Annotated in this window: 20 protein-coding genes; 4 read left to right on the top strand and 16 right to left on the bottom strand. The window is 48.1% G+C overall.

Annotated features, from left to right (window positions below):
- Window positions 1-18: 18 nt before the first annotated feature.
- The 12 genes from Q5L94_RS07390 to Q5L94_RS07335 form a co-directional block, all read right to left on the bottom strand.
- Window positions 19-477, bottom strand: a complete 459-nt coding sequence (locus tag Q5L94_RS07390) for a Type II secretory pathway component (RefSeq protein ID WP_317497803.1) — start codon at window positions 475-477, stop codon at window positions 19-21.
- A 2-nt stretch (window positions 478-479) separates the two neighbouring features.
- Window positions 480-1,718 carry a type II secretion system F family protein gene (locus tag Q5L94_RS07385; RefSeq protein ID WP_317497802.1) on the bottom strand — a complete coding sequence of 413 codons (1,239 nt, stop codon included), beginning with the start codon at window positions 1,716-1,718 and terminating at the stop codon, window positions 480-482.
- Window positions 1,718-3,433 carry a GspE/PulE family protein gene (locus Q5L94_RS07380; protein WP_317497801.1) on the bottom strand — a complete coding sequence of 572 codons (1,716 nt, stop codon included), beginning with the start codon at window positions 3,431-3,433 and terminating at the stop codon, window positions 1,718-1,720. The genes Q5L94_RS07385 and Q5L94_RS07380 overlap by 1 nt, the downstream gene beginning before the upstream one ends.
- Entirely contained in the window at window positions 3,430-4,506 is a 1,077-nt protein-coding gene (locus tag Q5L94_RS07375; RefSeq protein WP_317497800.1) for a tetratricopeptide repeat protein, read from the bottom strand. Before Q5L94_RS07375 ends, Q5L94_RS07380 begins: the two co-directional genes overlap by 4 nt.
- Window positions 4,503-5,411, bottom strand: a complete 909-nt coding sequence (locus tag Q5L94_RS07370) for an ExeA family protein (RefSeq protein WP_317497799.1) — start codon at window positions 5,409-5,411, stop codon at window positions 4,503-4,505. Before Q5L94_RS07370 ends, Q5L94_RS07375 begins: the two co-directional genes overlap by 4 nt.
- Before the next feature lie 10 nt (window positions 5,412-5,421).
- Window positions 5,422-7,092, bottom strand: coding sequence for a pilus (MSHA type) biogenesis protein MshL (mshL, locus tag Q5L94_RS07365; protein ID WP_317497798.1), 1,671 nt, complete (start codon window positions 7,090-7,092; stop codon window positions 5,422-5,424).
- Window positions 7,089-7,430 carry a general secretion pathway protein GspB gene (locus Q5L94_RS07360; RefSeq protein WP_317497797.1) on the bottom strand — a complete coding sequence of 114 codons (342 nt, stop codon included), beginning with the start codon at window positions 7,428-7,430 and terminating at the stop codon, window positions 7,089-7,091. Before Q5L94_RS07360 ends, mshL begins: the two co-directional genes overlap by 4 nt.
- Complete coding sequence (locus Q5L94_RS07355; RefSeq protein WP_317497796.1) at window positions 7,423-8,058, bottom strand: Type II secretory pathway component; 636 nt, start codon at window positions 8,056-8,058, stop codon at window positions 7,423-7,425. The genes Q5L94_RS07360 and Q5L94_RS07355 overlap by 8 nt, the downstream gene beginning before the upstream one ends.
- Window positions 8,051-8,659 (bottom strand): PilN domain-containing protein, encoded by a 609-nt coding sequence (locus Q5L94_RS07350; RefSeq protein ID WP_317497795.1) that lies wholly within the window; start codon window positions 8,657-8,659, stop codon window positions 8,051-8,053. Before Q5L94_RS07350 ends, Q5L94_RS07355 begins: the two co-directional genes overlap by 8 nt.
- Window positions 8,656-9,567 (bottom strand): Type II secretory pathway component, encoded by a 912-nt coding sequence (locus tag Q5L94_RS07345; protein ID WP_317497794.1) that lies wholly within the window; start codon window positions 9,565-9,567, stop codon window positions 8,656-8,658. The genes Q5L94_RS07350 and Q5L94_RS07345 overlap by 4 nt, the downstream gene beginning before the upstream one ends.
- Before the next feature lie 130 nt (window positions 9,568-9,697).
- Entirely contained in the window at window positions 9,698-10,732 is a 1,035-nt protein-coding gene (pyrC, locus tag Q5L94_RS07340) for a dihydroorotase (protein ID WP_317497793.1), read from the bottom strand.
- Between the two features lie 86 nt (window positions 10,733-10,818).
- Window positions 10,819-11,400: a thymidine kinase gene (locus tag Q5L94_RS07335; protein WP_317497792.1), complete on the bottom strand. Its 582-nt coding sequence runs from the start codon at window positions 11,398-11,400 to the stop codon at window positions 10,819-10,821.
- Window positions 11,401-11,500: 100 nt separating this feature from the next.
- Between Q5L94_RS07335 and Q5L94_RS07330 the strand changes: the two genes are divergently transcribed.
- Window positions 11,501-12,724 (top strand): adenosine deaminase family protein, encoded by a 1,224-nt coding sequence (locus Q5L94_RS07330; protein WP_317497791.1) that lies wholly within the window; start codon window positions 11,501-11,503, stop codon window positions 12,722-12,724.
- Between the two features lie 69 nt (window positions 12,725-12,793).
- Here the strand turns inward: Q5L94_RS07330 and ssb are convergent, their stop codons facing one another.
- A complete protein-coding gene (gene ssb / locus Q5L94_RS07325) occupies window positions 12,794-13,354 on the bottom strand; it encodes a single-stranded DNA-binding protein (protein ID WP_253618027.1) in 561 nt (186 codons plus the stop codon).
- 44 nt (window positions 13,355-13,398) lie between these two features.
- A complete protein-coding gene (locus tag Q5L94_RS07320; RefSeq protein WP_317497790.1) occupies window positions 13,399-14,775 on the bottom strand; it encodes an MFS transporter in 1,377 nt (458 codons plus the stop codon).
- 116 nt (window positions 14,776-14,891) lie between these two features.
- Between Q5L94_RS07320 and uvrA the strand changes: the two genes are divergently transcribed.
- Genes uvrA through glsA form a run of 3 tightly spaced genes read left to right on the top strand, consistent with a single transcriptional unit; the run spans window position 14,892 to window position 19,082 of the window.
- Window positions 14,892-17,717 carry an excinuclease ABC subunit UvrA gene (uvrA, locus tag Q5L94_RS07315; RefSeq protein WP_317497789.1) on the top strand — a complete coding sequence of 942 codons (2,826 nt, stop codon included), beginning with the start codon at window positions 14,892-14,894 and terminating at the stop codon, window positions 17,715-17,717.
- Window positions 17,718-17,728: 11 nt separating this feature from the next.
- Window positions 17,729-18,136: a thioesterase family protein gene (locus Q5L94_RS07310; protein WP_317497788.1), complete on the top strand. Its 408-nt coding sequence runs from the start codon at window positions 17,729-17,731 to the stop codon at window positions 18,134-18,136.
- Window positions 18,126-19,082: a glutaminase A gene (gene glsA, locus Q5L94_RS07305; protein WP_317497787.1), complete on the top strand. Its 957-nt coding sequence runs from the start codon at window positions 18,126-18,128 to the stop codon at window positions 19,080-19,082. The genes Q5L94_RS07310 and glsA overlap by 11 nt, the downstream gene beginning before the upstream one ends.
- Here glsA and Q5L94_RS07300 read toward each other — a convergent pair.
- Together Q5L94_RS07300 and Q5L94_RS07295 are read right to left on the bottom strand one after the other, a co-directional pair.
- Window positions 19,079-19,804, bottom strand: coding sequence for an amino acid ABC transporter substrate-binding protein (locus Q5L94_RS07300; protein WP_317497786.1), 726 nt, complete (start codon window positions 19,802-19,804; stop codon window positions 19,079-19,081). The genes glsA and Q5L94_RS07300 overlap by 4 nt on opposite strands.
- A gap of 239 nt (window positions 19,805-20,043) precedes the next feature.
- On the bottom strand, window positions 20,044-20,114 hold a 71-nt coding region (locus Q5L94_RS07295; protein ID WP_317498017.1), incomplete at its 5' end, for a hypothetical protein.

Here is a 20,114-nt window from a genome sequence, read left to right as displayed (position 1 = left end):
ACAAGTTCTCAACAATGCCTACCGGCGTTTTTCTCGCTGTATCCGACCTTGATCTGTATCAAACCAGAACCATGGTTTCTCATTAATGGCAAAGTAACAGCGATTTTCATCTTTTCTCGCACTTAGCGCACTAGCGGGTATTTCGCCACCTAACTTACGCCACAAGCCCAAGCAATCATTATCAACCGACGGCCATCCTTTATCATTCACCTTAATAAAGCCTGCCGGCGAATCAGCACGTTCAAACAGTGCCACTGTAGCGGGCTTTCCTTGGCGCAACCATTCTGCCCGAACCAAACTGACAGCTTCTGAAAATGTCGACAGCGCGACGTCTTTCTCTGTTTCCCGCCAGTGCTGCGGCTCATCAATAAGCAGCATTCTCACAGCAACCGCTGACAGAACCAAAAACACCGCTACGACCAGCACATTTTGCAGTCGCCGCAGACCTTTCCGCTCTTCAACGTCGTTTGCCGTCATTATTAACGCCCCTGGTAGGCACTCATCATGTCCCACATTGGCGTGAAAATACCTAAGGCCAATATCAACACCATAACCGCGACAACAGCAATCATCAGCGGCTCAATACGCGCTGTTAGGGTCTTAAGATCATAGTCGGTTTCACGTTCATAATATTCCGCCACTTCCAATAGCAAGGTGTCTACCCGTCCGGTTTCTTCACCCACTGATATCATCTGTAAAATAAGCGGTGTAAACAGGTTCGACTGCTTTGCTACGCGCGACAAATTTTCGCCGCGTTCAATGCCGCGGCGCATTTCAATAATACGTTTTTCCATCCAGGCGTTATCCACCGCTTCGGCAACCAAAGATAAAGCCTGTGTCAGTGGAACGCCGGCTCCTATCATGACCGAAAAGCTGCGGGCAAAACGACCTAGCATAGAACGCATTAAAATGGAGCCAATAATGGGTGTTTTCAACTTTAGGCTGTCCCACTTCAGTCTTCCGTTGTCTGTTGCTATGTAATACCGCAGACCAAAATAAGCCCCGACCATTGCAATCAACAACATATGCCAATAGGCGACGAAAAAATTAGACGAGCCCAACAAGGCGCGGGTTGCCCAGGGCAGTTCAACATTAAACCGGCTGAACATAGAAGCGAAAGTTGGAATAACAAAAATGTTCAGTACAAACATGGCAATGACGAGCGCAATAAGAACAAAGCTTGGGTAGCGGGTTGCGGCTTTTATTCGCTTTCTGGTGTCTTGTTCTTTCTCTAAATAAACCGACAGCTGCTGAAAGGACTCTTCCAGCTGCCCGGTATTTTCGCCCACATGCACAATAGCAATGACCAGCCTGGGGAAAACACCCCGGTGCTGGGACATTGCTGTCGATAAATTACGGCCCTGCTCAAGTTGGCCATGCACATCCTGTAAAGTCTTACGTAAGCGCTTGTTCTGGGTTGTGTCTGCCAGCCCTTCAATAGCCCGCAGCATAGGAATACCAGCTTGCGTCAGCGAATACATTTGGCGACAAAATATAATCAGTTCGTCCAGCGACACTTTTTGCTGAAACGCAGACTTTAAACTTTCTCCAAAGCCGCTGCCCAGCAAAGAGAAGTTCTGACGTTTTACAGAATGAATCGATAACGGCACCAAGCCGCGACGCATCAGTACATCGGCGGCATTGCGCTCATCACTGGCATCCAGTGAGCCCTGCTGCAACTGACCGGCTTTATCCCGTGCGCGATACCGAAACTGCATCAGATACTGTCCTCAACACTTTCTGCCAGAAACAATACCTCATCAACGCTGGTAACACCCTCCCGAGCATAGTCCAGTGCCACTGTCGCCATGGACTGATACCCGGGGTGAGCTTTAGCCGCCGTCGCGAATTCGCGGGTATTCCCGTCTCTTAACGCATCCATCATTGCAGTGTTCATCTCGAGCAGTTCAAACACACCAATACGCCCACGGTAGCCGGTATGGTTGCATGTCTGGCAGCCCACTCCGCGTTTAAAAGAATAGCCCGAACTTCCCTCTTTCAAATGCTCCAGCCACTGACTTTCAGCTTCATCGGGCTGATAATCTTCGGTGCATTTATCGCAAACCCGGCGTACTAAACGCTGAGCCAAAATGCCGCGCAAAGCTGCGGCCACTAGATAAGGCGGCGCGCCCATATCAATTAAACGCATGGCGCTGGTAATAGCATCATTGGTATGTAATGTGGATAAAACCAGGTGACCGGTAATAGAGCCGCGCAAACCTATTTCAACGGTTTCATGGTCGCGCATCTCACCCACCATGATAATGTCGGGATCCTGACGTAAGGTGGTGCGCAAAACCCGTGAGAAATCCAGCCCAATTTTACTGTTCACCTGCACCTGCGAAATACGCGGCAAACGGTACTCAACAGGGTCTTCAACCGTAATCACTTTTTTGCCTTCGGTATTCAGCTCGCTAAGTGCACCGTATAAGGTCGTGGTTTTTCCCGAGCCGGTAGGCCCGGTTACCAGTAGCATGCCGTGCGGACGTTTAATTAAAGCCCGTATACGCTTAACAATAGCGTCAGGCATCCCCGTTTGCTCCAGCGACAACAGCCCGGCAGACTGATCCAGCAAACGCAATACACAGGACTCGCCATACTGAACCGGCATGGTTGATACCCGAACGTCGATACTGTGTTTGCGGATTTTCATATTAAACCGACCGTCCTGCGGCAGACGTCGTTCAGAAATATCCAGCCCGGCCATAAGCTTTAAACGCAAAACCAGGGCGTTTGCTATGTTGGTTTCATCTAATACGTTTTCCTGCAGCACACCATCCACACGTTGACGGATCCTTAATTTTCGGTCGTCCGGCTCTATGTGAATGTCGGAGGCTCTGACCTGCACTGCGTCTTCAAAAATGGACTGCAGCAATTTAGCTACTGTGGCTTCATCGGTGTCGTCATCAAGACTTAACTGCCCCAGCTCAAACTCACTGGTGTCGTCGTACTCATCTTGTAATTGGCTGGCAAAGGTTTCAATTTCTTTGGTGCGTCGATAAAGGTTATCAAAAGCCTGCATCAATTCGCCTTCAGGCACGACTGCCAACTCTACGTGACGCGGAGCAAGTAACTGATTTATCGCATCAATTGAAGACAAGTCGGCCGGGTCACTCATACCAACCAGAGCTTTTTTCTCATCGGCTTCAATAACCAGAGCCCGGTGGCGACGCGCCTGAACTTCCGGAAGCAGCTTGAAGGCTTCTGGTGGGATTTTACGCTCTGAGATACTAATAAGCGGCAGCTTTAACTGTTGCGCCAGAAACTCGAGCAGCTGATGTTCCGAAATAAAGCCCAGGTCGGTTAGGGTTGCACCCAGTTTACGCCCACTAACATTTTGCTCTTCCAGTGCTTTTTGCAGTTGCTCTTCACTGATGATTTGCTCGTGAACCAGCAAATCACCCAGTCGCATTTTAAGACGAGGACGCTTCATTGCTCACCTGTTGATTCAGTTGCCTTTAATGTCACAATTTGCTGCTCAATAAAGTCGAGAGTCGGCTGATGCTTGATTCGCTTTAAAGCTGCCTTGTAGGATGCCACCGCCGCCTCAGGCGCAAATTCCTGTTGAGCCACCGCCTTACCTAAATACCAGCGGCCCTGCGCAGGTTCAGACTCAATAAGACGTTGATACGCGTCAGCCGCTGCCTTGTAGTCACCCTGCGACTGGGCCAACAACGCCTGTTTCTGGACATATTCCGGATAGGCACCAGCGTCTGGTGTCGCTTGCTTCAATAAGCTCAGCGCAGCTGCAGGCCGCGCTTCTTTTTCGAGAATACGGGCACTTAACAGACGAAACTCAAAGTCATCCGGGTTCAGCTTAAAACCGGCTTCCAGCGTTGTTAATGCCTGCGATACCTTATTCCGGCCAAACTGCAAAGCCGCCAGCTTTTTTCGCACCTCTTTATTTTCAGGTGTAACAGCAAGCGCCTTACGCCAATGGTCTTCTGCCGACGTTAAGCGTCCCTGTTGCTGAGCTTTTTGCGCTTTTTCAATATGTTGTGCGGAAATTTCTGCTGGCGAGAGCTGCACGGCTTGCTTACTAAACTCACCATTTTTTTGCGTCTCGCTTTCGGTCTCTTCAGCGGCCAAAATAGGCTCTTCTGGGAGGGGCTCTGCTTTTTCGGCTATTTCCTGCTCGGTTTCAGTAACCGTAACCGGCTCTAAGTCTCGTACCTCTATTTCATTAGATTGCTGCGAGTCAGTTTCAGAGCGAGGAGTTCGCTCAGCTGGCACTTCTATCACTGCAGTATCAATGAATGGTTCGACCCGTTCTTGCAGTTTTGGCATTTCAGCAGGCCCACTCTCTGTTACCGTCATTGTGTTTTCTGAACGCGACTGCCACCAAAAAACCACTAAGGCCAGAACAATTACCAGCATAACCGCTAACAACCACAGGGCTAAACGATGGCTACTGCGGCGCTCTACCGCGCTAATCGCGGCCCTTTTCGAGAAGGGCTGTTGCCCCCGACGGTCTAAATCTTTTAAAACTTTATTAATAACGCTCATAGCGAACCACCCATTTGCCAATAACTGAGCGCAGCTGCAGCCAGAAAAAACACGCATACAGACACCGTTACGGGAAGCCATACCGAGCGAGTCAATTCTGTATCTTCAGTATCATTAACCGCTAACTTTAAGTCACGTGTCGACAGCTGATGCCGACCCTCTCCGTAAGCCAGCAGCAGCATTTTATGACACAGCATATTAATCAAGCGGGGCACGCCACGGCTGCAACGGTGTAATCGCCGAACTAACTTCCAGTCGAATATCGGAGTCCCCTGATAACCAGCGACATCCATACGGTGCGCTATATACTCAGCCGTTTCATCCGCATTCATGGCGGTTAATTTATGTGAAAAACTGATTCGCTGACGAAGTTGCCTAAAGGCTTTTTGTGACAAACGCTCATCCAGTTCCGGCTGACCCAGTAAAACAATATGCACCAATTTACGCCGTTCGGTTTCTAAGTTGGACAGTAAGCGCAAAGCTTCGAGACTTTTTTCCGGTAGCGCCTGTGCCTCATCAATGAGTATCACGACGGCCTGCCCGTTTTTATTTATATCGAGCAAGCGCTGTTGTAGTGCCCGCGCCAGCTGCTGCTGGTTGGTCATTTCTTCGGTTTCCAGGTCCAGCTCCTGAGCAATGGCCAGCCTCAGTTCTGCCGGGTCAAGGTATGAGTCCGGAACATAAGCGGTTTTAAAAAAGTCAGGAATGTCGTTTAATAAACGTCGGCACAGCAAGGTTTTACCGGTTCCGACTTCTCCGGTAATTTTAATAAAGCCTTCACCAGTTTTTAACGCCGTTAAAACCACCTCGAAAGCCTCGTGATGGCTGTTCAAGTCGAAGTAGAACTGCGTGTTCGGCGTTATCGTAAAGGGCAGTTCGCGTAAGCCGTAATGGTATAAGTACATACTACCTTAGTTATTGTTCTATATCCGGGAACCATTCCTGCAGCAGTTCGCGAGATCGTTTCAGTTCATCGCGCCAGGTATCAACACCCACCACAGTCGGTTTCAGTAATATAACCAGCTCTTTCTTTTCCTGGCGGTTGCGGCGGTTAGTAAATAACTCGCCCAACAACGGAATGTCACCCAGTAACGGGACTTTACCCACTTCCTCAGAATTTGTGGTTTGCATTAAACCACCCAGCACAACAATTTCACCATTGCGTGCTTTTACTATGGTGTCAGACTCCCGAATGTTGCTTTTAGCCAGTGGCAATACAGACTCTTTGCCAGACACTGTAATGACTTTCTCCTGTTCACTGGTTTCCACCACTGAGGGGTGAACATGAAGTATTACTTCACCGTCGTCACTTATCTGAGGGGTTACATCTAATGAAATACCGGAGAAAAACGGTGTAAACTCAATATCGGAATCAGACGATGTCAAATCCCCAACTCCCGATGTCGTGCGGCTGGTAACGTCGGTAACAAAATATTCGTCCTGGCCTATTTTTATAACGGCCTTTTGGTTATTTGATGCACTAACCCGAGGGTTCGAGAGTACCTGCACCGTACCTTGAGTCTGCAGCATTTCTATCATGCCGTTAAAATTATTGGACGGATCTTCGTAGGTTAGACCAAAGAGCCCGCCAATAGTCGCCGAAGTTGTGTTACTTGGTGTCACTCCGTTAAAGTCAACGCCAAAGCCAGTCCCGCTTGCCATATCACGCCAGTTTATCCCTTGTTGATAACCATCATTCAGGGTCACTTCAATTATACGGGCTTCCAGAATCACCTGGCGTTGCAGACGTGTTTCCAGTGTATCGATAAAGTCTCCAACAGCCCTTAACTTTTCAGGCGAAGCTGTAACGCTGACAATACCCGCCTGCGGTGAAAGCACCACATTACCACCGCCAATAATACCTTCAATGACGTCTTTCAGACCGCCCCATAAGTCGGTTTCTGACTGGGTATTAATGCTGGAGCCATTACCTTGCAACTGGTTCTGCTGACTGCCGCGACTGTAATCGCCACCGTTATTACCGAGCAGAGAGCTCCCTTCGGATCGAGTGTTACTATTGCTTATTCCAGAGTTATTACGTGAACCCTGGTCACGTTCCTCGCTCACACCACCACCTGAAATTTCAGTCTGTGAAATACCAAAGCGGCGCAGCGACAGGTAATCCAGTGAGAATGTTTGAGTTCTTACCCCGGCCGGGTATATTTGAATCGTGCGTCCGGCACGACGAACTTCAAAACCGTACATGTCCTGCACCGCATCCAGCGTTTCATCTAAGGTCACGTCTTTCAGGCTTAACGAGATTTCGCCACTGACATTGGGGTGTACCAGAATATTATAAGGAGAATCTGCCGCTAACCCATAAAAGAAGGCTTGCGCGTCGACATCATTGGCCTGCAGCACAAAACGGGGCTCCTCAAGTAAGGCCAACCCATCTTCTTTTTCTTTATTTGCCGTCTGATTTAAGAAGTTACTGACTTCTGCTGGCAGCTCTTTTTTAATTTCCGTCTTTTTATTCTCAGAAGCTTCCGGTTTCATCGCTTTATTGGCTTCATCTGGAGAATAACTCGGTTGATAAGCACAGCCGCTCAGTGCTAACAATAACGCTCCTGCTGCAACTTTCTTCATTGTACCGCCCCCGGATTGCCTTTCTCGTTCTGTTTTATCGGCTTAAACAAAGTAATCTCTACTCTCTCGTTGTTCTTCTCTAAAATAACGCTGTTAGGGTTGACTGAGCTAACCCGAAAACCATCAACATTGTCGCCAGGCTTAACCCACTCTCCGTTAATTCGCGCTGACTGACTCTGGTCTGAATAATAAATTTGAGACAGTTTTATATTCTGTCCCCAGCTATCCATTTCCACTGAAGGCTGACTGACCGTGAGCGGAGGCTGAGTCGGGTCTCTCTCTTGCGAAAAAGTCGAAAGCGAAACCATAAGCAATAAAAAAGTAATGACTCTAAGCACTGATAAACTCCTTATCCGTACTTAGCAGATACCAAACTATAGTTACTGTTGCTGTCGGGTAGTCGCCTACCTGATAGTCAAAGCGGGCCCACTGGACATTCGGGTATTCTTTTTGCAACGTATCCACAAAGTCGGATACCGCGAAAAAGCGCCCGGTAAATTCCGCCTGCACAGCATGCTGATAGAGTTTTATAGATCCGGTTTCAAATACGACGGTCGGCTCTTTAGCTTCTAAACTATCCATTCCCAGTTCTGAGGCAAGACGTAACACACTGTTTAGAAACTGTTTTCGTTGTTGTGCGGGCAATAAAACCTGGCTTTGTGAAAAGTCGCCTTTTGCCTGAGCTAACCGCTGCTTCAAGTGCTTAATTTCCTCCCTGAGCGGAGCATCAATATCTTTGCCTAACTGCGCCTGCAAGTCCTGCTCTAATTGCTCAGACTGCTCTATTTGAGAAGCAATACGGGCATTTTCCACAGAAAGCGCTTTGCTCTGCTTCAGCGTCGGGGAAATAACATAACTCATAAGCGGCAGAGTAATAATTAAAAAACCGGCCAGAGACAAAAGAGCTCGCTGTCTCCCGGGCATAGAGTTAAAGGTTTCTTGTGCGCGTAACCACCAATTATTCATTGTTTGATTCGTCCTCACTGCTTCTGACGCTTTGCAGCAAAAACTGCTGATACCCCTGCTCACTGCGCTTAAGTTCAACAACCGCAAAACGCTTATTAGCCAGTAAGCTCGATTGCCCAAATTTATCCATCCATAGCACTAAGGCTTCACTGTTTAGCGCTTGCCCGTGTAAACGGATATTTTCGCCAGACATTGAAAAATCGGTTAACCAGATGTCTTCCGGGGTGATTTCTGCAAGTTCCTGTAAAAACTCACTAACGGATGAAGAGCTGCTTTGACGAAACTCTGCAATTTGCTGACTGAAACTTCTGGCGTCCTGCAACTCTTGTTGCAACTGCTGTTTTTCTGCCTGCAATTGTGGACTCGGCTGTCGTCGGGAAATTCTCTCGCGGCTGCCTTCCAGTTTATTATTTATCTTATTCAAAGTAGCCGACAAACGCTCATTCTTTTCAACAACCGCTGTCTTTTGCCACTGAGTAACACCAACCACAACGAGCAACAGCGCCAGCCAAACACCCAAAACAGAGCTTACCTTCGTTAAGGTGAGCCTCTGCTTTACAGGCTTTAGCTCGTTGCGGTACAGATTTACCCATTGCTTCATAAATCGCCCTCGACTAAAACACCTAAGCCCGCAAGATCGGAGTAGTCGCCCTCGCGTAGGTCAGCAGACCATAGCGGGTACTGGTACCTAGTGCACTCTACTGCTAACAGCTCAGCCAGGCTTTTTTCAAGAGCTTCCGGCGTCATATGTTCTACGGCGAGAATAATTCGGCTAATGGGAGCCTGTCGCAAATGACTTTCGAAATAATCGACCGAACGCTGTAACTCTGTTGCTAAAGGCTCTAAGGCGCCAGCTTCTATTTCGCTCTCTGTGTATTTAGACACATCGGTCACACCTCGTAGCAGGCGAGTAAACATCAAACCTTTTGGGGTATTAATTTGGGCAATGTAATTGCCCGCGGGGTTTTGATATAAAGTGAGTTCAGCGTGACTCTGAGTCTCGGCTAAGCGGGGTAGCGCCAATTCCGTAATTGCGATATCCGTTAAGCTCAAATCATGCTCATTAAATAACTCAACCCAGGGCATTAAAAAGTTTTTGTTCGCCGCAACTGCAACCAGTTTATCCTGACCGGATGGCTGCTCGGGAAACTCATAATAGTCGGCAATGATTTCTTCCGCCGAAAAAGAGACTAAATCGCTTAACGTATATTTTAAGCTTCCTGAAATTTCAGCGGGATCCAGAGCGGGCCGATCAACTTGAACAGACTCGTATAAGTCCGTTCCTAGCAACAAAGTAACGCTTGCGTGTTTTAATGACAAACGCGAATATTTTCCCAGCAGAGTTTCTGCGTGTTTAACTAAGCTGTCCTGCTGCACTTGTTCATGATCGTTAACAATCAGCTCAGGAGCTTTACCTGACCCTTTTACAATAAGAAGACGGACGCTGTTTTGCGTTACCTGAAAGCAAATGCGGTGATCATTTTCTTTTTGCTTTGAAAGTCCTAGCACTCAACAACATCCTTTACTCTGTTTAAAACCATGTTAACAGAAACTTTGCAAAGCTCACCACAAAAAGCACTTGTCTGAAGTTCTTTATGATCTTCGTCATAACTCATTTCTTGCGACGCAACTTTAAGGGCTAGCCACGCAGTTTCCATTGCAAATCAGCCCCAGCCCAATATGGCACCATAGGACCTGTTGCCGTGTCTACCGTTTCAGCAACGGTCCATGGCTGCTGAACCAGTTCAATGGTCTCAGTATTGCGGGGCAACTGATAAAAGTCAGCACCAAAAACACTGGCAAAATTCGCCAGTTTATCCAGCGCGTTATGCTGACTAAAAAATTCAGCATACAGCTCAATTGCAGCTGGAGCTGAATAACAACCCGCGCAACCACAGGCAGTCTCTTTGCTTGCCTGCACATGCGGGGCTGAGTCAGTTCCGAGGAAAAACTTAGGGTTACCGGACAAGGCCGCCTGCTGCAAGGCCTGCTGGTGTGACTGACGTTTTAAAATTGGCAGGCAATAGTTGTGTGGACGAATACCACCGACCAGCAAGTCGTTGCGGTTCATCAGTAAGTGTTGCGGGGTCATTGTGGCTGCAACGTTACTGTTGGCGTTTTCAACAAACTGAACCGCATCGGCGGTGGTTATATGCTCCAGCACCAGCTTTAACTGCGGGAAGCGCTCGGTTATCGGAATTAAATGCCGTTCAATAAAAACTCTTTCGCGGTCAAAGATATCGATGTCGCTGTCGGTTACTTCACCATGCACCAGCAAAGGTACCTGATGCTCCTGCATAGCTGCCAGTACCGGAGCCAGAGCTTCTACCGACTTCACACCAGCGGCTGAATTTGTAGTGGCTCCTGAAGGATAGAGCTTGAAGCCAATAACACGCTCGTTCGCAGCAGCTTCAGTAATTTCTGCAGGAGTTGTGTCTGCCGTAAGATACAAAGCCATGAGCGGATTAAAACTCATTCCGGCGGGGATCTCGGCCAAAATTCTCTCACGATACTCCATAGCGGCTGCTACGGTGGTTACCGGAGGTACAAGATTTGGCATAACCACGGCACGATGAAACACTGCCGCAGTTGCAGGTACGGTCGTTTGCAACATAGCACCATCGCGTAAATGCAGGTGCCAGTCATCAGGTCTTGGAATGGTTAAGCTTTGCATAGTCACTTCTGGCTAAAAAATGAGAAACTCAGTATACCATCAAGTGCCTTCGCTAAAACCCATATTCCGTACTCTATTTAACCGTTTTAGCACAGCCCCATGGCTTCTTTCCAGTGTTTACGACAACAGGAAACGTAACGATCATTGCCACCAATAGCTATTTGTTGCCCCATGCGTATCGCATTGCCCTGTTCGTCAACCCGCAATGACATGGTTGCTTTGCGACCACAGTGGCAGATGGTTTTCATTTCCACCAGTTTGTCGGCGATAGCCAACAACACCGCGCTGCCGGGAAAGGCGTTGCCAAAAGCGTCCGTCCGAATGCCGTAACACATTACCGGAATGTTGTCGGTGTCGGCCAGGCTGGACAGCTGCCACACCTGCTCTTCACTTAAAAACTGTGCTTCATCAATTAACACGCAGTCAATTGCCTGTTGCATGTAGCGAGCCCGGACTACGGCAGATAAATCTGTCCGATGGGTGAAAGACACCGCATCGCGACCAATACCTAATCGGGATGCAATACGCCCTTTACCTGCCCGATCATCTAAAGCTGGCGTCATTAGTAAGACATGTTGTTGGCGCTCTTCGTAGTTGTGCGCCACTTGCAATAACGACGTGCTTTTGCCTGCGTTCATTGCCGAATAAGTGAAATAGAGAGAAGCCATTTTGTTCTATTTTTTTAAGTTAATGTGGTCAGATCCTGGCAGAGATTAGCACGATTTTATGGCATTATGGGACAAAGCAACCTTAAGGCAGGAGTTCTCTATGCAATATTCCCCCGAGTTTATCAAAGCCATTCCTAAAGCTGACTTGCATTTGCACCTTGATGGCAGCCTTCGTGCCAGCAGCTTAATTGATATGGCTAAGCGCGCTGATATCGAACTTCCAAGCTATACCGAAGAAGGCCTGTTTGATCTGGTATTTAAATCACATTACAACAATTTGGGTGAATACCTAAATGGGTTTCAGTATACCTGCGCCGCTTTGCGTGACTTAGAAAACCTGGAGCAAGCCTCTTATGAGTTAGCCGTCGATAATCAAAACGAGGGGGTGAATTACATTGAGGTACGCTTTGCTCCTCAGCTACTCATGGATCCGGGTAAAGGCGTTACTTTTGACACCATAATGCACGTAGTCAACGACGGCTTGTTGCGCGCGAAGAAAGAGTACAACAACCGCACCGATGTAAAAAATGGCGATAAACCACTATTTGACTACGGCATTATCAACTGCGCCATGCGGATGTTTGGCAAAAAAGGATTTTCTCCTTATTACACACAAATGTTCCAGCTGATGCGTGATTTTGAACCTATGCAGGTTATCAAAACGGCCGCAATGGATTTGGTTCGCGCCAGCGTTCGTATGCGTGACGAAGAAGGTATGCCTATTGTTGGACTGGATATTGCCGGCCAGGAAATTGGTTACCCGGCAGGTGAGTTCAAAGAAGTATACGAATACGCGCACGAGAACTTTCTGCTGAAAACCGTACATGCCGGAGAAGCTTACGGTGCTGAGAGCATTTTTGAAGCCTTAACCAAGTGCCATGCCGACCGCTTAGGTCATGGTTATTCGTTATTCTCTCCGGAAATGACTCAAGACCCGTCTATTGAAGACCCGAAAGCTTATGGCGAAAGCCTGGCCTCTTATATTGCTGACCGTCGTATTGCCGTTGAAGTTTGCCTGACCAGCAACCTGCAAACTAACCCGGATATTGGCGACATTAAAAATCATAACTTCCAGCACATGCTGGATAACCGCTTAGCCACCATTATTTGTACTGATAACCGTCTGGTTTCTCGTACTACGGTCAGTAACGAATATCAGTTAGCTGTGGATAATTTTGATATTTCTCTGAAGCGCCTGAAAGACATTGTCGCCTATGGCTTTAAGAAAAACTTCTTCCCGGGTCGCTACGTAGAAAAACGCGATTACGCCAAGCAAAACCTGGAGTATTTTGACAAAGTGGTTAAGCAGTTTGGGCTCGAATAAACTGAAAAAAATAAAAAAGGCTCCAGCAAGGAGCCTTTTTTATTGCCTGACGCTTTCTAACAGCAAATCCTAGAAGGGAATGTCGTCATCAAAATCGTTGTCAGGTGAAAACGGCGCGGGTTCTGCCGGTTTTTGTTGTGACTGTTGATTTTGCTGCTGCGCTGGCTGAGGTGCAGGGCGCTGTTGTTGCTGTGACGGCTGTTGTGGTTGACCACCACCGTAACCGCCGCCTTGCTGCTGACCGCCACCAAAACCCTGGCCTTGTTGTGGAGCACCACCCTGAGGACCGCCACGAGAATCCAGCATTTGCATTTCGTTAATGACCACTTCTGTCGTGTAACGCTCTACGTTGTCCTGGCCTGTCCATTTACGGGTTTGCAAACGCCCTTCAACATAAACTTTAGAGCCCTTTTTCAGGTACTCGCCGGCAATTTCTGCTAAGCGACGATAAGCCACACAACGGTGCCATTCGGTCTGTTCGCGCGGTTCGCCTGTTTGCTTATCTTTCCAGGTTTCACTGGTCGCAATCGACAGGTTGGCTATCGCTGTGCTGTTTTGGGTATAACGAACCTCTGGGTCAGCACCCAAATTACCAATTAAAATTACTTTATTTACACCGCGACTGGCCATTAGATTCTCCTGTTCCTTGTACGCGTTACAACTGCTTTAAATGATTAAGCGACCGATGCTTCTTTAAGCAACTGATTAACCGCCTTTTCATCGTAATGTTTTTTATCAACTTTTAAGTAAGTGGCCTGATCTTCTTCAACCCATCTGGCTTCCGTAACGCCGGTTACGGTAAGTAACTGCTCACTTAGCTTGGTGGCCTTGCTTTCAGTTAACCCCGGCAATGATAACGAGACGCTGGTGACTCCTGCGGGGTTAACCATGACGAAACTGATTAGCAACCAACATACTAGCAAGATCAGGCAGAAAACAACAACGCCAGATATCCCAAAAAATTGTAAGACGGAGCCACCCAAGACCCCACCGACAAAAGAGCCTAGAAACTGACCTGTTGAATAAATACCACTGGCACTGCCTTTGCTTCCCGCTGGAGCAACTCGGGTCAGTAACGAAGGTAAACTGGCTTCAATAAAATTAAAGCCGGTGAAAAATATCACCAGAGCAGCAACCAGCAGCCAGGCGTTTTGCCCCGCTATGGCAATAATTAACAGCGCAACAATTAAGGTAATAATAGAAAACCGCAACCATTGCACAGAATTATTATTACGCGAACTGCTGATAATCATTGGCACCATGAACAAAATAGAAGCCGCCAGCGTGGGTAAGTAGAACCAGGCGTGAGTTTGACTTTCAAAACCCGCATTTTGCAGTTGCATAGGTAAAGTCACAAACCAGGCCGTTAAAATAGCGTGTAACACAAAAATACCGCTGTTCAGGCACCACAGCTGTTTGTGTTTAAGCAAGTGGCCCAGTTCAGACAACACGGGTAAGGATTCACGCCTGGCAGAGGTTGTCACCACTTTGGGTACGCTCAGCAACAGCACCAGAATACCCAGAACGCCACTGGCGGCGGTAAACCAGAACAAACCCGAAAGACCAATAATATCGCCCAATAAAGGCCCGGCTACCAGCGAAATGGCAAACGCCAGGCCAATGCACATACCAATAGTGGCCATCACTTTCGGTCGTTGTTCGTCACGCGATAAGTCAGCTGCCAGCGCCAGAATAGCAGCCGCAATAGCGCCTAGCCCCTGTAGCGCCCGACCAATGGATACACCGAATAGAGTATCGGCCTGAGCGGCCACCACACTACCAAGAATAAAGACCAGCAAGCCACCGACAATAACCGGTTTTCGGCCAAGGCGGTCAGACAGCATGCCTAACGGAATTTGCAACAATGCCTGTGTCAGGCCGTAGGCACCCAGAGCAATACCGACCCACAGCGGCGAGTAGTCAGGGTAGTCTTGTGCATAAACCGCTAAAACTGGCATGATCAAAAACAGCCCTAACATCCGTATACCAAACACAGACGCTAATGCTAAAGCGGCTTTTTTCTCTGTTTTATTTAATTTTTGAGGCGTCATTTCACTGCTTTTATATCAGTAACATGATAAATGATGCCGTTATTGTACCAGATGCCTAACACTGTGCGATAATAGCGTTTTGTCGTCAGTCATTTACTGAACAACAGACGGGAATTATGGATACTATCGAAGTACGCGGTGCGCGCACGCACAACTTAAAAAATTTCAATCTGACTATCCCCCGCAATAAGTTGATTGTGATAACCGGCTTATCCGGTTCGGGTAAGTCATCACTTGCTTTCGATACCCTATATGCAGAGGGGCAGAGACGCTATGTTGAGTCGCTGTCTGCCTATGCACGTCAGTTTTTGTCGCTGATGGAAAAGCCTGATGTTGACAGTATCGAGGGTTTGTCTCCGGCTATATCGATAGAGCAGAAATCAACGTCGCATAATCCGCGTTCGACGGTCGGTACCATTACGGAAATTTACGACTATTTACGTCTGATGTTCGCCCGGGTGGGTGAACCCCGCTGCCCGACTCACGACGTACCGCTGGCGGCGCAGACCGTATCGCAGATGGTCGATAACGTGCTGGCGGCTCCTGAGGGCGAAAAGCGTATGTTGCTTGCGCCCATTATTCAGAACCGTAAAGGCGAACATTTAAAAGTGTTAGAAAACCTCGCCTTGCAAGGTTATATCCGCGCTCGTATAGACGGTGAGATATGCGATTTAAGCGATCCTCCTACATTAGAGCTGCAGAAAAAACATACCATTGAAGTGGTGGTTGACCGCTTTAAAGTTCGCGAAGGTATGGAGCAGCGTCTGGCCGAATCTTTTGAAACCGCACTGGAACTCAGTGGCGGAACGGCTTTAGTGGTACCTATGGACGGCGACGGTGATGCCGAAGTGTACTCGGCAAACTTTGCCTGCCCGCATTGTGGTTACAGCATGCAGGAACTGGAGCCACGGTTGTTTTCGTTCAACAATCCGGCTGGCGCCTGCACCACTTGTGACGGTCTGGGTGTCGAGCAGTTTTTTGATCCGGCCAAAGTTGTTGTTAATGCAGAACTGTCGCTGACAGGCGGTGCAATTCGCGGCTGGGACAAGCGTAATTTCTACTACTACCAAATGCTGCAGTCTCTGGCGAAACACTACGAGTTTAAATTGTCGCAGCCTTTTAACGAATTACCCGATAATATTCGCGAAAAGATTCTGTTCGGCAGCGGTAAAGAAGAAATAAAGTTCACATACATGAACGACCGCGGCGACAAAGTGGTCAGAGCGCATCCGTTTGAGGGAATTATTCCTAACATGCAGCGCCGTTACCGCGAGACTGAATCACAGGCTGTGCGCGACGAGTTGTCCAAATATGTAGCGACACAACCCTGTAAAAGCTGCGGTGGTACGCGTTTACGCACTGAAGCACGTCATGTGTTTATTCAGGGCACGACCCTGCCGGAAGTTGTTGCCCAATCCATTGGCGACGCACTTGAATTCTTCCAGCAACTGAATCTGGAGGGTCAGCGCGCGCAAATTGCAGAAAAAATTCTGAAAGAAATTAATGACCGCCTGCGCTTTTTAGTGAACGTAGGACTTAACTATTTAAGTTTGTCCCGTAGCGCAGAAACCTTGTCCGGTGGTGAGGCGCAACGTATTCGTCTGGCCAGCCAAATTGGTGCGGGTCTGGTTGGTGTTATGTACGTACTGGATGAGCCCAGTATTGGCTTGCACCAGCGCGACAACGAACGGCTGTTAAACACTCTGACGCACCTACGTGACCTGGGTAACACCGTCATTGTGGTTGAACACGATGAAGACGCGATCCGTCAGGCCGACCACGTTATTGATATCGGCCCAGGCGCCGGCGTACATGGCGGTGAAATTATCGCTCAAGGCCAAGTCGATGACATTGTCGGAAGTAAAAACTCATTAACCGGCGATTACCTGTCCGGCAGAAAAGAAATAGAAATACCGAAGCAACGCCACAAACCTGACAAGCGCCGGTTAACCATTCATGGAGCCAGCGGGAACAACCTGAAAAACGTCGATTTCAATTTACCATTAGGTATTATGACCTGTGTGACCGGAGTATCCGGTTCAGGTAAGTCGACTCTGGTTAACAACACGCTGTTCCATATTGCGCACCGTGAACTTAACGGCGCGACAACGGGCGAACCGGCTCCTTACAAAAGTGTCGATGGCATGCAACTGCTGGATAAAGTGGTGGATATTGACCAAAGCCCAATAGGCCGTACGCCGCGCTCTAACCCGGCAACGTACACCGGTATTTTCACGCCCATTCGCGAACTGTTCGCAGGAGTTCCGGAATCACGAGCCCGAGGTTACAAGCCGGGGCGCTTCAGCTTTAATGTGCGCGGCGGTCGTTGCGAGGCTTGCCAGGGCGACGGAGTGATTAAGGTTGAAATGCACTTTTTGCCGGACGTTTATGTCCCTTGCGATATTTGTAAGGGTCAGCGTTATAACCGCGAAACGCTGGAAGTACAGTATAAAGGTAAAAATATTCACGAAGTGCTGGATATGACCATTGAAGACGCTCGAGAATTCTTCGAACCGGTTCCGGCTATTGCACGCAAGTTGCAAACCTTAATGGATGTAGGCTTGTCTTACGTCCGTTTAGGCCAGTCAGCGACAACACTCTCCGGTGGTGAAGCGCAACGGGTCAAATTGTCACGTGAGTTGTCCAAGCGTGATACCGGCAAAACCTTATACATTCTGGACGAGCCGACAACCGGTCTGCATTTCCACGACATTAAGCAGTTGCTGGCGGTGATTCACCGTTTGCGTGATCACGGCAACACGGTCGTGGTTATTGAACACAACTTAGACGTGATAAAAACCGCTGACTGGATCATCGACTTAGGCCCTGAAGGTGGTTCTGGCGGTGGTGAAATCCTCTGCGAAGGCACACCCGAAGATATTTGTGAAAATGAGCGCTCACACACGGCCCGTTTCTTAAAACCTATGCTTACACAATCTTAAAAGGACGCAATATGTTAACGGAAGACTTTAAAGTAAGATTTTATGAAACCGACGCCCTTGGGCACGTCAATAACACGGTTATACCGGGTTGGATAGAAACCGGGCGTTTGCCTATTTTTGAGTTCTTTGGAGAAATGTCTCCGAAAACACAAAGCTTAATTGTTGCACGACTGGAAGTTGATTACCTTTTACCTATTTATTTTGGCGGTCATGTCACAGTGAACACTTACGTCAGTCGTTTAGGGGGCAGCTCATTTGATATCACCACCGAAATTTGGCAGAAAGATAAAATGTGCGCTAAAGGTAAAACGGTATTGGTGTACTTTGACTTTCAGCAGGAGCGCTCTGTGAAGCTATCTGACGAATTAAAAGAACGCCTGTCCACCATCACGCACCCGGAGCATCCTCTTGACGCGTGATCTGGTCAGTGGCGGGCAGCAGATACATGCCCCGGATGATCTCAAAAGCTTGCTGGAGGAGATTCACCAGCAGGCAATGAAGATCACCGAAGGGCATGTTGCTGATTACATCCCGGCGTTAGCAGAGGTCGACCCCGAGCTCTGCGGACTCACTCTGGCCACCCTCGACGGGGAGGTGTTTAACGTCGGTGATACCCAGGAACAATTCTCTATTCAGTCCATCTCGAAGGTCTTTGGTCTTATGCTGGCAATGGAGCGCCTTGGAGAGGACTTGTGGGACAGAGTTAAAATGGAGCCCTCAGGTCAGGCTTTTAACTCTATCGTTCAGCTAGAGTGGGAAAAAGGTATTCCTCGTAACCCGATGATAAATGCCGGCGCTATTGTGGTCAGCGATGTATTGGTCAGTCGCTACTCAGCCAGTAAGAACGCTGTTTTAAGCTTGGTTCGCAGCCTTTGTGGCAACGATAACGTTTATGCCGACAACATTGTTCACCAGTCAGAAAAAGAGCATGGCCATCGCAATGCTGCTCTTGCTCACCTAATGAAAAGCTTTGGTAATATTGACGCAGAGGTTGATGAATTGCTGGATCATTACTTTTGGCAATGCGCGTTGACCATGTCCTGCGAAAATCTGGCTCGCTCTTTTACGTTTCTTGCAAATGACGGAATTTGCCCTTTTTCCAAAAAGAAAATTATGTCGAAGCGAGACTCCCAACGCATTAATGCGTTGTTATCGACGAGTGGTATGTACGACCAAAGCGGTGAGTTTGCGTTTACCGTAGGTGTTCCCGCTAAAAGTGGTGTTGGCGGCGGCATGATTGCGGTTGTTCCTGACTTTGGCGTGATTTGCTCATGGAGTCCGAGGTTAAACAGCTACGGTAACAGTGCCCGTGGAATGTACATGGTGCGCGAGCTAGCGAACCGCCTGGGGCTTAGTGTTTACTAGCGCGTTATTGCTGGGCGATATATCTGAAACCGGTTCATATTAAACCGTTTAAAGAGTATTTCAAACTCCCCCTGTCGACCAAGCTCCCGCAGTAACCTCTGTAACGTATCTGCGCTGATATTTTTATTTTCGCCAACAAGTAAGTGCAGCTTATATTCCAGACTAACCTTTTCCGATAACAATAAGTTGCTTACCTTAATTTGACTTGAGCCTTGCAAGGCAGAAAGAAGCTCATCATTAATAATAGTAAGGTCGATTCGACCTCCTATGACCATCTGCAAATTTATAATTCTTGAATCTGCCAGGTAGGTCGTATACTTTTTCTTGATGGCATCTGAAGCCAGTAACTCCCCGCTTAACAGGTAATGATACCCCTTCACTCCACCTAAAGTTTTGCCATCAAATGAATCGAAAAACGACTGATCTCTCCCGTCTTTTTTATAGGCTACCAACCTCTCGTTTCCTCTGACTAAAGGGATTGTTTTCTGAAACCCTACACCGCTTTTCTTCCAGCCCCAAAGGGGTGACTCGAAAAATATAACATCACAGCACCCTTTCGCGCTCAGAGCTTTATAGCGGCCGGTAGGAGGAATGACCTGAATGCGGAAATCATAGCTGTCCTGATACTTATTCAGCAAGTTGATCAGTTCTCGGGTGAGATCTGTATTCAGTACATCGGAAAAGTAAGGTGGATGATCGTAGGCAGCAACATAGACTGGCACCTTTGCTGTGGCAGAACAGCTTAGTACCGTGAGAAATAGGACTGAAAAGTACCTGAGTAATTTCAATTTATTGGCTGACTATAACTTGTATACATTCCTCAATAGTTCATTTTTTGTTATTGAATGTCAATACTTGAACGGGCCTTCGGTTACTTTTCACGACACACGTTTACTGAAACATTATTGGCAGGCATAAAAAAGCCCGGCGAAAGCCGGGCCCTTAAAATCAGGCGGACTGCTTAGTCCATGATTTTTGATACAACGCCTGCACCTACGGTACGGCCACCCTCACGGATAGCGAAACGCAGAC

The organism is Idiomarina sp. Sol25, from assembly GCF_033052775.1.
Lineage (GTDB): Bacteria > Pseudomonadota > Gammaproteobacteria > Enterobacterales > Alteromonadaceae > Idiomarina.
The sequence above is the reverse complement of the archived record's forward strand: the minus strand, read 5'-3'. Positions and strand labels throughout refer to the sequence as shown.

What these genes read in the sequence shown, in the direction of transcription:
- Q5L94_RS07375 (WP_317497800.1), bottom strand. Translation starts at nt 4,506, where the DNA reads ATGAGCGTTATTAATAAAGTTTTAAAAGATTTAGACCGTCGGGGGCAA.
- Q5L94_RS07385 (WP_317497802.1), bottom strand. Translation starts at nt 1,718, where the DNA reads ATGCAGTTTCGGTATCGCGCACGGGATAAAGCCGGTCAGTTGCAGCAG.
- Q5L94_RS07330 (WP_317497791.1), top strand. Translation starts at nt 11,501, where the DNA reads ATGCAATATTCCCCCGAGTTTATCAAAGCCATTCCTAAAGCTGACTTG.
- Q5L94_RS07350 (WP_317497795.1), bottom strand. Translation starts at nt 8,659, where the DNA reads ATGAAGCAATGGGTAAATCTGTACCGCAACGAGCTAAAGCCTGTAAAG.
- Q5L94_RS07355 (WP_317497796.1), bottom strand. Translation starts at nt 8,058, where the DNA reads ATGAATAATTGGTGGTTACGCGCACAAGAAACCTTTAACTCTATGCCC.
- ssb (WP_253618027.1), bottom strand. Translation starts at nt 13,354, where the DNA reads ATGGCCAGTCGCGGTGTAAATAAAGTAATTTTAATTGGTAATTTGGGT.
- uvrA (WP_317497789.1), top strand. Translation starts at nt 14,892, where the DNA reads ATGGATACTATCGAAGTACGCGGTGCGCGCACGCACAACTTAAAAAAT.
- Q5L94_RS07335 (WP_317497792.1), bottom strand. Translation starts at nt 11,400, where the DNA reads ATGGCTTCTCTCTATTTCACTTATTCGGCAATGAACGCAGGCAAAAGC.
- pyrC (WP_317497793.1), bottom strand. Translation starts at nt 10,732, where the DNA reads ATGCAAAGCTTAACCATTCCAAGACCTGATGACTGGCACCTGCATTTA.
- Q5L94_RS07380 (WP_317497801.1), bottom strand. Translation starts at nt 3,433, where the DNA reads ATGAAGCGTCCTCGTCTTAAAATGCGACTGGGTGATTTGCTGGTTCAC.
- Q5L94_RS07320 (WP_317497790.1), bottom strand. Translation starts at nt 14,775, where the DNA reads ATGACGCCTCAAAAATTAAATAAAACAGAGAAAAAAGCCGCTTTAGCA.
- Q5L94_RS07310 (WP_317497788.1), top strand. Translation starts at nt 17,729, where the DNA reads ATGTTAACGGAAGACTTTAAAGTAAGATTTTATGAAACCGACGCCCTT.
- Q5L94_RS07370 (WP_317497799.1), bottom strand. Translation starts at nt 5,411, where the DNA reads ATGTACTTATACCATTACGGCTTACGCGAACTGCCCTTTACGATAACG.
- Q5L94_RS07390 (WP_317497803.1), bottom strand. Translation starts at nt 477, where the DNA reads ATGACGGCAAACGACGTTGAAGAGCGGAAAGGTCTGCGGCGACTGCAA.
- mshL (WP_317497798.1), bottom strand. Translation starts at nt 7,092, where the DNA reads ATGAAGAAAGTTGCAGCAGGAGCGTTATTGTTAGCACTGAGCGGCTGT.